A 13,493-nucleotide genomic window follows, 5' to 3' on the forward strand; every position below is an offset into this window, starting at 1 on the left:
CTAGAGGCGCTATACTTTTCATCGTTATATCAGTAGCACTAAGCCTGTTTCGGTACTGCCACTTTATGGAATAAACGATACAACACTGGCACGACAATCAGTGTCAGGACTGTCGCAAAGCCCAAACCAAACATAATCGTAACCGCCATTGGTTTGAAGAAAATATCTGGTAATAGTGGGATCATACCAAGGATCGTCGTGATTGCAGCCATACACACAGGACGAACACGGCTTACCGCAGCATCAACGACCGCATCATAAGCCTCTTTACCCGATTTCATTTCTATTTCAATTTGGTCCAGTAATACGATGCCATTTTTGAGCACCATTCCCGATAAGCTTAAGAAGCCGAGCAATGCCATAAAACCGAACGGCGTGTTGAGTGCCAACAAACCGGTGGTGACACCAATTAACGCCAGCGGCACGGTAAGCCAAACAATGAGTGGCTCTTTGATAGAGTTAAATAGGAATACGGTGATCAAGAACATGAACAAGTACCCCATTGGCATGGTAGTAAACAGCGACTCTTGAGCATCACCTGAAGATTCGTACTCACCACCCCATTCTAGTGAATAGCCAGGAGGCATTTGAATCGCTTCGATTTGGGGCTGTAAACGTTTTTGCAACGTCGATGCGGTTTCTTCACCTAGAATATCAGGGTCTGCCATCACAGTGAGCATGCGCTTACGGTTCTTACGCACGATGATAGGATCCTCCCAGCGCATGTCGTAACCCATTGTAACTTGTTGAAGTGGGATAAACTCACTCTGTGCTGGACTCCATATTTTCATGCCTTCGATGTTACGAATATCAATGCGTTCATCTTCAGGTAAGCGAGCCACGATAGGCATGAGCGTCGTGCCGTCTCGGTATAAACCTATCGTCATTCCAGAGAATGACATGGACAAGAAGTCATCGACGTCCGATTTGGTAATGCCATAGCGACGTGCCTGACTCTCGTTAAACTGAGGTTCAAGAACTTGGGTTCGTTCACGCCAATCATGCCTGATATTTGTTGCCTGAGGATCGGCGTACATGATGTCCTTGACCTGAGCGGCTATCGTACGAAGGACGGTTGGATCTGAGCCAATAATGCGCGCTTCAATTTTTGCACCACCACCAGGGCCTAATTCAATCTGTTTGAGCTTGTAATTGATTTCTGGGTAGTTGGCTTTTAAATACTCTCGAAACTTCGCCATTAATGGTTTTAACGCTTCGTAATTTTCCATACGAGTGGTTATCTCACCATAAGCCGCATAACTTTTCTCTGGCGCGTACGTTAACATGAAGCGCTGTAAGCCTTTACCCGCGGTCGTCGTGATATGGTCAACATGCTCTTGCTTAGCTAACCAACTTTCTAACTCTTTAAGCGTTGTGTTGGTTGCGCGAATATCAGTTCCTTCCGGCATCCATACATCTAACTGAAAAATAGGCGTTGTCGACGATGGGAAAAACGCTTGCTTCACAAAGGTGAACCCATAAACACTTGCCGCTAATCCCGCAATCAGCACCACAACGGTAAACCAAGCACGGCGCATACAGAACTGGAGAAACTTTTTATAAATAACGAAAATAACCCCGTTATATGGATCATTTTCTTCCCCTTCACCTTGTTTAATCTTCTGGCCTTTAAAGAAGATGTCAGCAAAGAACGGTGTCAACGAGATAGCGGTAAACCAACTCAACATCAATGAGATCAGCAGAACCGTAAACAAAGTGCCACAGTATTCACCCGTCGAGTCTTCAGACAGTCCAATGGGCGCAAATGCAGTTACCGCGATCACAGTTGCCCCAAGTAATGGCCACTTGGTTTGGGTAACAATGTCAGTCGCTGCTTGGAGTCGAGTTCGTCCTTTTTGAGTACCAATCAAAATCCCTTCAACCACGACGATTGCATTGTCCACCAACATACCTAACGCGATAACCAAGGCACCTAATGAAATCCGCTGCAAATCTATCGCGAGATACTTCATGAAAATGAACGTACCCAACACCGTCAGCAGTAAAATTAAACCGATAAGCAGACCTGAACGTAGCCCCATAAAGAACAGAAGTACGATAATGACGATACCGACAGCTTGAGCCAAGCTGACAACAAAACCGCTAACCGATTTATCCACCTCTTTAGGCTGACTGTAAATTTCCGAGATTTCGATACCAACAGGTTGTTGGTACTTTAGCTCTGCAAGGCGATGATCAAACGCTTTTCCGACTTCAACGACGTTGACGCCTTCAGCAAAAGAAACACCCACGTTTAGTGCGAGGCTGCCGTTAAAATTAATAATATTATTCGGGACTTCTACGTAACCACGTTTTATTTCCGCCACATCTTTCAAGAAGATGAGCCCCTGAGCACCCGACTCAGTAATCAATAAATCGCCTAGCTCATCCACACTCTGGAACTCGCCAGTCGGCTGAATTCTGATGTACTCGTCACCAATTCTGATCGCCCCTGCGTCAGAAACCACGTTTTGCGTCGAGAGAAGATTAAAGACCGTATCGGGGGAAAGTCCTATACTGCTCAGCTTTTTCATCGATACTTCGATGAAAACTTGCTCTTGCTGTTGCCCGGATACCGAAACTTTACTCACGCCATCAACCAGTTCGAGCTCTCGGCGTAAGTAATCAACGTAATCCAGTAGCTCTTTGTAGCTATAACCGTCGCCAGTCACCGCTAACAAAATCCCGTAAACATCACCAAAATCATCGATCACTTGAGGTTCATTCACACCCGGAGGCAACGTCCCTTTAAGGTCATTCACTTTACGGCGTAACTCATCCCAGATTTGTGGCAGATCATCAGGGCCATAATTGTTCTTCATCGTGACTGTGATTTGCGATAATCCTCGGCTAGAAATCGAATTCACTTCATCAACATAAGTAAGCTGCTGAATCGCTTTTTCGATCGGATAAGTCACTTCTTCTTCGACTTGTTGCGGCGTCGCACCAGGATAAGAGGTCACCACCATGGCATCTTTGATGGTAAAAGCAGGGTCTTCAAGACGCCCTAACCCAAAGAATGCAGCGATACCACCAATCAAAAAGATCAGTGCGACCATCCAACTGATGACACGATTTCGGATGAAGTACGCAGCAATACCGGTCACATCATCATCACTTTGAGGCACTGATTTATTAAGATCGCTCATAGACCGGCCTCCTGCGTAGCCATTTCCTGTATCACTTCCACTTTCATGCCATCCCTTAACCGAGAAACACCGGCAATCACAACTTTGTCTTTGAGCATGAGACCATCAAGGATTTGAATGGACGTTTTAGATGCTTTACCTGCTCGAACCTGTTTGCGCGATACCGTATTGTTATCATTCAGTACCCAAACAAATTTGTTTTCGCGCCCCAGCTCGTCACCGTCCGCATTAAAAATGGCTTCAATAGGAACATTAATTCCTAAATTGAGATCCAAGCCAACATTCTTATCTTTGGAGGTCACTTCAACTGCCATCCCATCTAGGATGTATTCTTCTTCCGGCATAGGAAGCGATAATGTGACGGTAAACGTGCCTGTTGTTGGGTCTGGCTCAGTCGTAAATTCTTTCACGGTCGCGCTGTACTCGTTACCACTAGGCACGCGCACCAATGCCTTTATCGCGGTAAGTCTTTCTTCCGTTGGAGGTTGGTTAACATAGAGCCGGTCTGGAAGTTGAATCAGCACCTCAACTCGCTCCAAACTATGAATATTGACGATATGCTGTCCGACTTGGACATTTTCGAATTGCTCGATATTAACTCGAGAAATGATCCCATCCACAGGCGCCTTTAAGGCAGTAAATGATAAACGGAGTTTCGCTAACTTAAGCTCAGCCAGAGCGATTTGTCGTTGTGCTGCAATTTCATCAAACTGAGACTTAGCTAATAGGCCTTTATCAACCAAAGGACGTGAACGGCGATACTGACTGTCAACAACAGAAAAACGCGCACTCGCATTATCTACATCTAACTCATAGTCCGTAGGGTCCAACGTTGCGATAACATCACCCTTCGTGACTTTATCGCCCTCTTTTACCATGATGCGGCTGACTTCTCCTGCCACTCTGAAGCTCAAATGAGAGCGATCCGCTGCATTCGCAACCGCTGGGAAGTACAAGTTGTCATCCACCTTGTTTCCCGCTAATGACGTAACCCTAACTCGTGGCGTTTCGAGCTCTTTTTCTGGTGCCTTATCGCCACAACCAACAAGAAGAAACGTTGAAAATAATGCCGCTAGAGAGATGATTCCTTTCATATTACAACCCTCTTTCCTTAATCCAGGCTCTTACCTTAATTCCGGGTTCAATTACACTAACACCAGAGATAATGATTTGATCGCCATCGTTAAGCCCAGCTAACACTTGGTTTTTGTCATTCATTTCAATAGCGGCTTTGGACACAATACCTTGCTCATCGACACGCCAAACGTATGTTTTGCCGTTCTCTTCTAGCAGCGCGGAATTAGGAATTTTTGTTGCACCAGCATTTTTAGATAGGAGGGAAGCATTACCAGACATGCCCGGTAAAAGGCCTATTTCTGCTGGTCGCTCCATCACCATAGTGACTTTGTAACTACCGGTTTTAGGATCGGCTTCTGTATCGATTTCTTGAAAGGTCAAGTCAAATGACTGCTCGGGGAAAGCGTCAAAGACCATTCTGGCAGAGACATCGCTACCCTGAGTGTAACGATTTAGCAGATAGTCAGGGACTTGGAATATCACCTTAAGCAGTTGGTTGGATTGAATATTCATCACGCCTTCTTTTGCGGCGACATACTCATGGTTTTCTGCTGGAATATACGAAATCGTACCATCATATGGCGCGACAAGTTTGGTATACCTTAAATTTGCCTTTGCTTGATTCCACTGAGCTTTGGCTGAATTGTGATTCGCTTTTGCCTCATCAAAATCTTGTTCGGACACCACTTGGTCTTTACGTAACTTTTGGTATCGCTTGTACTGCACGTCTGCGAGCGCGAAATTTGCCCGAGCTTGCTGTTCAAGCAGAGAATATTCATCAGGGTTTAATGAAGCCAATACATCGCCTTTGCTGACGACTTGACCTTCATTCACCTCAATCGTTTGAAGAAGTCCAGGAACTCGAAACGTCAGTACCGCTTTATCACCAGCTTCCGTCGTGGCAGGAAAGTGTCGTTCAAATTGGGCATTGCCAACAGATACTGTAAATAGCTTTGCGGGGCGGGATTCAGGTTCTGGAACAGGGGGAAGTTCTTTACCACACCCCGACAACACAGCCGAGATGGCGACAGGAATGAGCAATCTTCTCATTACATTCATCCATAAAAATTAAGGGATTATTTTTAAAGTAGATGAATTCTGGGCGAACTTCCAGAGTTGAAAAGATTAATAGTGCTTTAAAATTAGTAATTTGTGACAAAAAAGCAGGCTTTGCACCTGCTTCGTTTAAATCTTCTTTGGATGCGGAGTGTTTAGAGCTTACTGAACTCCCGATTCACCCTATATGTATCAGACGTAACATACGCTTCCATGTTACGGATTTTGCCATCAAGACGGTCAAAATCGCGTTCCAACACACTGAGCAATTGGTCCGGACTTTGTCCTTTCTGCCAAGGCTTACTTTTAAGTGTGTGCTCTTGTTGCGCTCGGATATTTTCAGAATACGTCACTGGTTGCTTTTCTAACATAAACGCCATCGCGACGTATGCTAACAACACCAAAAACGTACCGCCCAACAGCGCTGCAGAAATCACTACAATACGAATCAACCAAACCTCTGCACCAAAGTAGTTGGCAATTCCGGCGCAAACACCGGAGATTTTGCCATTTACTGGGTCACGATACAGCTCTCGATTAGTCATACTTGCGTCTCCATGTTGGTGACTCAGCATCCAAGATGCGCTCCAATGTATCAACTCGGGACTGCATCGCTTCCGCTTTTTCAGATAGTACCTGAAGGCGCTCTAAATCTTGGCTCGACAGTGCACTATCCGTTTTGCGTTTACTGCGATAGTGTAAGAAGAGCCATAGAGGAGCGACAAAGATCAGAAAGACAATTGCTGGTCCTGCAAATAAAAATGTCGACATAAATGGCTCCTTTATTATTTATCTTTCGATGACATCTGTTCTTTCAGTTTTGCCAACTCTTTTTCGATTTCGTCTTGAGCTTGAAGCTCTGCAAACTCTTGCTCTAGCGATTTTGCATTACCAGTTTGTGCGTACAAATCTGCTTCTGCTTCCATTTCATCCACTTTACGCGAGTACTGCTCAAACTTCGCCATCGCTTCATTAGTACGGCTAGTGTGCAGGTGTTTTTGCACATCACGACGGTTAGAGGCGGTTTGGTTACGAATTGCTAGTGCTTGCTGTTTTGCACGCGTTTCTGCAATTTTGCTTTCTAACTTACCGATCTCGCCTGTAAGCTTGTCGATCGTTTCTTCTACTAACGTCTGCTCAGTGTGAAGACCTTTAATCACTTGCTCAAGCTTTTGCTTTTCAATTAACGCTGCACGAGCCAAATCTTCACGCTGTTTTACCAACGCTAGGCTCGCTTTTTGGCTCCATTCGCCAATTTGCTCTTCTAACGTTTCAACTTTACGAGCCAACTCTTTTTTGTCTGCAATCGCTTTAGCCGAGTTAGTACGCACTTCAACAAGTGTGTCTTCCATTTCTTGAATGATAAGACGGATCATTTTTTCAGGATCTTCCGCCTTGTCCAGTAATGCACTGATGTTTGAGTTAACGATATCTGCAAATCGAGAAAAAATACCCATAACGGAACTCCTCTTTTTTCCTATTAAAACTCGACAAGGTGGTGATTGACCTTGCGTCTCCCTGAATACATTACAAGTAGCATGCCAACTTGAAATTACATTTAAAATCAGCAATTTATGCATTTTGTTGTCGTTATGCACTATTATGCTATGATGTTTTTCACCAACTGTTGGTGAAATTCACCAACTCCATATGTAAATCATGGCTCGGCTGTTAAATAAGAAGGACTTTATGAAGCAAAACCTGATTGGTGAATCACCTGCTTTTCTCGCCGTACTAGATAAAGTATCACAACTTGCGCCTATTGAGCGTCCAGTCCTCATTATCGGTGAACGAGGAACGGGTAAAGAACTCATCGCTCAGCGTTTGCATTATTTATCAAGACGTTGGGATAAGCCACTACTATCACTCAACTGTGCGACCTTAAGCGAAGGACTAATAGATTCAGAGCTATTTGGTCATGAATCCGGTTCTTTTACAGGTTCTAAGGGCAAGCATAAAGGGCGTTTCGAACGCGCCGAAGGCGGCACTTTGTTTCTTGACGAATTGGCCACCGCACCACTTTTAGTTCAAGAAAAGCTGTTGCGTGTCATCGAATATGGTGAATATGAACGAGTTGGCGGTCATACCGCTCTCAATGCGGATGTTCGACTTGTTTGTGCAACCAATGCCGACCTACCAAAGTTGGCAGAGCAAGGTGATTTCCGTGCCGACTTACTCGATCGTTTAGCGTTTGATGTCATCATGCTGCCTCCTCTTCGTGAACGAAAAGAAGACATCCTGTCTTTAGCAGAGCACTATGCGATGAAGATGTGCCGTGAACTTCAGCTCGAATATTTTGTCGGTTTTACCTCAAAAGCACAGCATTCGCTTCTTGAATATGAATGGCCAGGTAATGTCCGTGAACTAAAAAACGTGATTGAACGTGCTATTTACCAACATGGTCTCAATGCCGATCCAATTGATGAACTGATTTTCAATCCTTTTGAAACAGTTTGGAATAACACGCTTGGTCATAATGCCGAGCAAGCCGAACAGCAGCAAGAAGAGGAAGCACCAAGCAGCGCAGTTCAATTCCCTCTAGACTATAAACAGTGGCAAGAAGAGCAAGACATCCACTTACTCAATCGCGCATTAGAAGAGGCCAAGTTTAATCAACGACAAGCAGCCGAGTTACTTGGTTTGAGCTACCACCAATTACGAGGGATGGTTAGAAAATATGGTTTAGTCGGGCAAAGCTAGCTTAGTCGAAGGTGCTTGATCGGTTAGCGAGCGAGAGACAGCGCTCTAATTTGTATGTCTTTCAAGCATAACACCTTACAGTGTATGGATTTTATGTTTGGAGCGAGTTCACAAAGGTGATAAATTAGCGAGATCATTTTCGCTTGTTAGCTCTGAAAGAGTAAGATCAAATGAAACAAGCAAGATCCAATGAACATTTCATATTATGAATGCTTTTATAAGATTATCGCTGAGCCTTATTGGGATTAGCCTACTGACCGCTTGTGGTGATGAAATTGACCACAATGACATTCGCAAAGCTGGCTTTGTGTTTTGCGGACAAGGTAAGCCAACCACGTTTAACCCTCAGCTTATTGATAGCGGTATTACCGCAGAGGCACTGAGCCCGCAGTTGTACGATACGCTGCTCACGCTCGATCCTAAATCACATCAGCCAGTAGCAAATATCGCTGAGAGTTGGTCTGTGAATGAGTCAGGAACGGAATACACGTTTAAGCTTAAACGTAATGTTCAATTCCAAACTACGTCCTGGTTCACTCCCACTCGACCATTGAATGCCAAAGATGTGGTATTTAGCTTCAAGCGAATCATTGATGTAGACCATCCTTTTCACCAAGTTGGTGGTGGTTTTTATCCATGGTTTGCAGGGTTAGATTTTCAAAACCTGTTGCAAGACGTGACTGCGATTGACGAGCATACGGTAAGGTTTACCTTATCTCAGCCAAATTTTTCCTTCTTGGCAAATATTGCCACCAGCCATGCTGTCATATTGTCTGCAGAGTACGGACAGCAACTGGCAGCAAAAGATCATAAAGAAGAAATCGACCAACTTCCTATCGGTACCGGCCCATATCAGCTAAAAGAATACCAAGTGAACGACTTGATTCGTTTGGAACGTCACTCTAACTACTGGAAGTCACCCGCGAAAATGGAACAAGTGGTGTTCGATATCTCTCATCGAGGCACTGGTACCTTGGCGAAACTTTTAAGAAACGAGTGTGATGTGCTCTCTTCGCCTATTTCAAGCCAAATACCCGTTATTCAAGAAAATGACAATCTTGAGTTAACTGCTACGCCAGCCAACAACGTATCCTTTATTGCGATCAACACTGAAACGACCGCACTTAGTGATGCTCGCGTCCGCCAAGCACTTAACTTAGCGATTAACCGTCAGAACATTTTAGATTCGGTTTACTACGGAACTGGCTCGCAAGCTTATACCTTGCTACCACCTAATTCATGGGCTTATCAAAAAGACAGTGTAAAAATTCGTTATGACCGGAATTATGCATTGGCACTACTTCGAGATGCAGGCTACGAAGACGGCCTAGAGCTGACCATGTGGGTACCACTTGAACCACGCGCCTTTAACCCAAGTCCTCGCAAGACCGCGGAGCTAATCCAAGCGAATTTTGCCGATATTGGGGTTGAGTTAACGTTGCTAACCGATGATAGATTCGAACGTGTGGATTTAGAGAACATCAACGACATCGATTTACTTTTAACTGGTTGGATTGGTGATACCGGGGACCCTGACAACTTTTTCCGCCCGTTATTATCTTGTGAGTCTGATCGCGTTGGCCTCAACGTATCGATGTGGTGTAACGATGATTTCGATTTCTTACTCGATTTGGCATTGGAAACTCAAGAACCGCGTTACCGTCTGAACCTATATCGCCAAGCGCAGAACATTTTAAATCAAGAATTCCCGGTAATTCCTCTGGCACATGGTGTGCAATTCCGTGTTCACGACAAATCACTGACAGGCTTCAAATCAAGCCCTTTCAATGCCCAACCGTTTGATAGAGTTGAGAGAATTCACTGATGTTTTGGTATACCGTTCGACGCTTTAACCTATTTTTCATCACTTTGATGATCCTCACATTAGTGGGCTTTTCTCTGCTGCGCCTTGACCCTCTCTCGCACTGGGCAAACGTTGATTTTTGGTCTGGTTGGCAAACTTACTTAATCAACCTTTCTAAGCTTGATTTTGGCATAAGTAAAAATGGTAATGCGATTTATGACGAACTCGCCGTTGTATTCCCTGCCACTTTGGAACTATGCTTTTTTGCCTTTTTGGTGTCCCTTTTGATCGGCATTCCACTTGGAACCGTGGCTGGGATGAAGCAAGGTAAATGGCTCGACACCAGCATTTCATTCATGTCGATGTCTGGTTATTCCGCTCCAATTTTTTGGGTTGCTTTGTTACTTATCATGGTTTTTTCATTGGAATACCAACTCTTTCCCGTGGCAGGACGGTATGACCTGCTTTACGAAATTGATCATGTAACCGGATTTGCCATTATCGACGCTTTCATGGCGAAAGGTGAATACCGCGCTCACGCACTGCAAAGCGTCATTGAGCATATGGTGCTGCCATGTTTGGTGCTCGCTTTGGCTCCAACCACGCAGGTTGTCGGACTAATGCGTTCTTCGGTGGCGGAAGTGATGAGCCAAAACTACATTCGTGCAGCGAGAATCAAAGGTCTCTCTAACCGCGAGATCGTAACTCAACATGTCTTGCGTAATGCGATACCGCCTATCATCCCCAAAGTCGGTGTTCAGCTTTCCAGTATGATTACCTTGGCTATCATCACTGAATCTATTTTTAACTGGCCAGGTATTGGTCGTTGGTTGTTAGATGCATTGGCAAACCAAGATTATGCATCAATCCAAGCTGGCGTGATGGTACTCGCGACTTTGGTTCTCACCGCTAATATTCTCTCTGATTTGATTGGCGCGATGATTAACCCTCTAGTTCGAAAGGAATGGTATGCTAACAAATAACGTTTATCAGGAAGAACGCATTCCAACTCAGTTTGAGCGATTTTGGCGAAGTTACCGCGCCAACGGGCTGGCCATGTTTGGCCTATGGTGCTTGGTATTTATCGTCCTAATTACCATTTTTGCGCCACTGCTTGCGCCGTTTGATGCCCAAGCACAGTCAGGCGAATTGCTTGTGCCGCCATCATGGGCCCCAGCTGGAACGGTTGATTACTTTTTGGGAACCGATGACTTAGGCCGAGACATTCTGTCACGCTTGATCATGGGCTCTCAACTTACATTCGGTGCAGCCGTTGCCATCACTGCGATTGCCGCGGTCGTAGGTTGTTTGATTGGCGTATTAGCAGGTATGACGAAAGGCTTACTGTCGAGTACCCTCAATCACTTGCTCGATACCGTCATGTCGATCCCGTCGCTGTTATTAGCAATCATTTTTGTGGCATTTCTAGGTTTTGGTGGGTTCAACATTTTACTCGCGATCTGCTTGGCATTGATTCCGCGTTTTATTCGTTCTGTTTATATCGCAGTCCACACCGAAGTTGAAAAAGACTACATCATGGCGGCACGCCTTGATGGCGCTAATGATTTCTACTTACTGTGGAGTTCAATTCTTCCCAACATATTGACGGTTATTGCTGCTGAAATCACGCTCGCGCTGTCTGCTGCGATTTTAGATATTACTGCGCTGGGCTTTCTTGGCTTAGGCGCACAAGCACCAAGTACTGAGTGGGGAGCGATATTAGGTGACTCTGTCGAGTTGATTTATATTGCACCTTGGACCGTAACCCTACCCGGCCTAACCATCATGTTTACCGTTATTACCCTAAACTTAGTAGGTGAAGGTGTACGTCAAGCGCTTAATGCGGGGATCGAATAATGCCGTTGTTAGATATTCGACATTTGACTATTGAGATTGAAACCCCTCAAGGGTTGGTCAAAGCCGTGGACCGAATGAGCCTAACTTTGAATGAAGGTGAGATTCGTGGTCTTGTAGGTGAGTCTGGTTCAGGGAAAAGCTTAGTTGCAAAAGCGATTGTCGGGGTAAGTAAAGATAACTGGCGCATTACCGCGGACCGTATGCGCCTTGGCAATATTGACTTGCTTCAGCTTACGCCAAAAGAGCGTCGGCGCGTCATTGCTCGTGATATTGCGATGATTTTCCAAGAGCCTTCAACTTGTCTTGACCCTTCAGAAGAAGTGGGACGTCAATTGATCGAGTCCATTCCATCTCGTGCGTTTGAAGGGAAATGGTGGGAGCGATTTAAATGGCGTAAAAAACAGGCCATCGCGCTTCTGCATAAAGTAGGCATTAAAGATCACAAGCGTTTAATGGGTAGCTATCCTTATGAACTGACCGATGGTGAGTGTCAAAAAGTCATGATTGCCATGGCGATAGCGACCAAACCAAAGTTGCTGATCGCAGATGAACCAACCAACGACTTAGACCCGATTACCCAATCGCAAATATTGCGTTTATTGAGCCGTATGAACCAGCTCAATAACACGACCATTCTGCTTATCGGTCACGACTTAGCGACCATCACACAATGGGCGGGCCGCATTACGGTAATGTATTGTGGTCAGTCGGTAGAGTCTGCCGATACCAGTAAAATCATTGCGGCACCCAAGCACCCGTATACAGATGCCTTGCTGAAAGCGATGCCAGACTTTAATGATTGGGTACCACACAAGCAAAAACTCCAATCCCTACCGGGATCGATTCCGCCATTGCAGCATCTGCCCATCGGTTGTCGACTCGGTCCACGTTGCCCGTATGCGCAGAAACAATGTGTTGAAATTCCACACACCAGACGAATTAAGAATCATAAATTTAACTGCCACTTTCCATTGAACACGGAGAAAAAGTCATGAGTGCGTTACTTGAAGTCGATAATTTATCGAAGCAGTTTGTTACGCGCTCCCGACTATTCAAACGTCAGGTTAATGAGGCTGTCAAACCGGTGAGCTTTACGTTAGAGCCGGGGCAAACTATCGGTTTTATTGGCCAAAACGGTTCAGGAAAATCCACTCTTGCCCGTATGCTTGCAGGCGTTGTAGAGCCAAGCTCCGGAGAGATCCGTGTGAATGGCGAACGGTTGGAGCACAAAGATTACGCGACACGCTGTAAGCTCATTCGCATGATTTTCCAAGATCCAAACACATCGCTCAACCCGCGTATCCAGATTGGCCGTATTTTGGAAGGTCCATTAAAGCGAAACACCAACATGCCGCCAGATGCACGCATGCAGCGTGTGAAGAACACCCTACTCCGCGTCGGATTGTTGCCTGAACACGCCTATTTTTACCCACAAATGTTAGCGGCAGGCCAAAAACAGCGTGTGTGTTTAGCTCGTGCGCTTATTCTTCAACCTTCCATCATTGTCGCTGACGAGGCGTTAAACGGTTTGGATATGGCAATGCGCTCACAGATCATTAACTTATTCCTCGAATTACAAGAAGAGATGGGATTGTCGTTTGTGTATGTATCTCAACACATTGGCATTGTTAAGCACATCACTGACAAAGTGATGGTGATGCATGAAGGTGAAGTGGTCGAGTTTGGCGAAACTAACCAGGTACTCACTAGCCCAGAACATCCGATCACTCAACGCCTAGTCGAAAGCCACTTCTATAAGGCGCCAAGCCACCAAACAAAATAGCCTATCAAAGATGTCATCGTGCAAATGTAAAGAAGCCTGCGTTAAAGCAGGCTTCTTTATTAAATGG

12 protein-coding genes are annotated in these 13,493 nt (G+C 45.2%); 6 read left to right on the top strand and 6 right to left on the bottom strand.

Translation table 11 applies throughout. The features are described from left to right. Positions 1–38 precede the first annotated feature (38 nt). The 6 genes from vmeI to pspA form a co-directional block, all read right to left on the bottom strand. Positions 39–3,149: an efflux RND transporter permease subunit VmeI gene (gene vmeI / locus L3V30_RS04685; RefSeq protein ID WP_048626231.1), complete on the bottom strand. Its 3,111-nt coding sequence runs from the start codon at positions 3,147–3,149 to the stop codon at positions 39–41. Continuing rightward, a complete protein-coding gene (locus L3V30_RS04690) occupies positions 3,146–4,243 on the bottom strand; it encodes an efflux RND transporter periplasmic adaptor subunit (RefSeq protein ID WP_237308451.1) in 1,098 nt (365 codons plus the stop codon). The genes vmeI and L3V30_RS04690 overlap by 4 nt, the downstream gene beginning before the upstream one ends. Position 4,244: 1 nt before the next feature. Next, entirely contained in the window at positions 4,245–5,276 is a 1,032-nt protein-coding gene (locus L3V30_RS04695; RefSeq protein WP_237308452.1) for an efflux RND transporter periplasmic adaptor subunit, read from the bottom strand. A gap of 161 nt (positions 5,277–5,437) precedes the next feature. Further along, on the bottom strand, positions 5,438–5,827 hold the full coding sequence (pspC, locus tag L3V30_RS04700; protein ID WP_012841944.1) for an envelope stress response membrane protein PspC: 390 nt from the start codon (positions 5,825–5,827) through the stop codon (positions 5,438–5,440). Beyond that, positions 5,820–6,053: an envelope stress response membrane protein PspB gene (pspB, locus tag L3V30_RS04705; RefSeq protein ID WP_046874790.1), complete on the bottom strand. Its 234-nt coding sequence runs from the start codon at positions 6,051–6,053 to the stop codon at positions 5,820–5,822. Before pspB ends, pspC begins: the two co-directional genes overlap by 8 nt. 14 nt (positions 6,054–6,067) lie before the next feature. Further along, a complete protein-coding gene (gene pspA / locus L3V30_RS04710) occupies positions 6,068–6,739 on the bottom strand; it encodes a phage shock protein PspA (protein ID WP_005393294.1) in 672 nt (223 codons plus the stop codon). A gap of 232 nt (positions 6,740–6,971) precedes the next feature. Here pspA and pspF point away from each other — a divergent pair, with 232 nt between their 5' ends. The 6 genes from pspF to L3V30_RS04740 all read left to right on the top strand — a co-directional run bounded on the left by pspF (position 6,972) and on the right by L3V30_RS04740 (position 13,426). Next, positions 6,972–7,982, top strand: coding sequence for a phage shock protein operon transcriptional activator (gene pspF / locus L3V30_RS04715; protein WP_046874789.1), 1,011 nt, complete (start codon positions 6,972–6,974; stop codon positions 7,980–7,982). A 205-nt stretch (positions 7,983–8,187) separates the two neighbouring features. Beyond that, on the top strand, positions 8,188–9,807 hold the full coding sequence (sapA, locus tag L3V30_RS04720; RefSeq protein ID WP_005393298.1) for an ABC transporter substrate-binding protein SapA: 1,620 nt from the start codon (positions 8,188–8,190) through the stop codon (positions 9,805–9,807). Then, entirely contained in the window at positions 9,807–10,769 is a 963-nt protein-coding gene (locus L3V30_RS04725) for an ABC transporter permease subunit (RefSeq protein ID WP_237308453.1), read from the top strand. Before sapA ends, L3V30_RS04725 begins: the two co-directional genes overlap by 1 nt. Beyond that, on the top strand, positions 10,756–11,643 hold the full coding sequence (locus L3V30_RS04730; protein ID WP_005378123.1) for an ABC transporter permease subunit: 888 nt from the start codon (positions 10,756–10,758) through the stop codon (positions 11,641–11,643). The genes L3V30_RS04725 and L3V30_RS04730 overlap by 14 nt, the downstream gene beginning before the upstream one ends. After that, on the top strand, positions 11,643–12,638 hold the full coding sequence (locus L3V30_RS04735; RefSeq protein WP_005378126.1) for an oligopeptide/dipeptide ABC transporter ATP-binding protein: 996 nt from the start codon (positions 11,643–11,645) through the stop codon (positions 12,636–12,638). Before L3V30_RS04730 ends, L3V30_RS04735 begins: the two co-directional genes overlap by 1 nt. After that, positions 12,635–13,426 carry an ABC transporter ATP-binding protein gene (locus L3V30_RS04740; protein ID WP_006742848.1) on the top strand — a complete coding sequence of 264 codons (792 nt, stop codon included), beginning with the start codon at positions 12,635–12,637 and terminating at the stop codon, positions 13,424–13,426. Before L3V30_RS04735 ends, L3V30_RS04740 begins: the two co-directional genes overlap by 4 nt. The last annotated feature ends 67 nt before the right edge of the window (positions 13,427–13,493 follow it).

Origin of the sequence: Vibrio sp. A1-1, assembly GCF_021728175.1 — a bacterium.
GTDB lineage: Bacteria > Pseudomonadota > Gammaproteobacteria > Enterobacterales > Vibrionaceae > Vibrio > Vibrio diabolicus.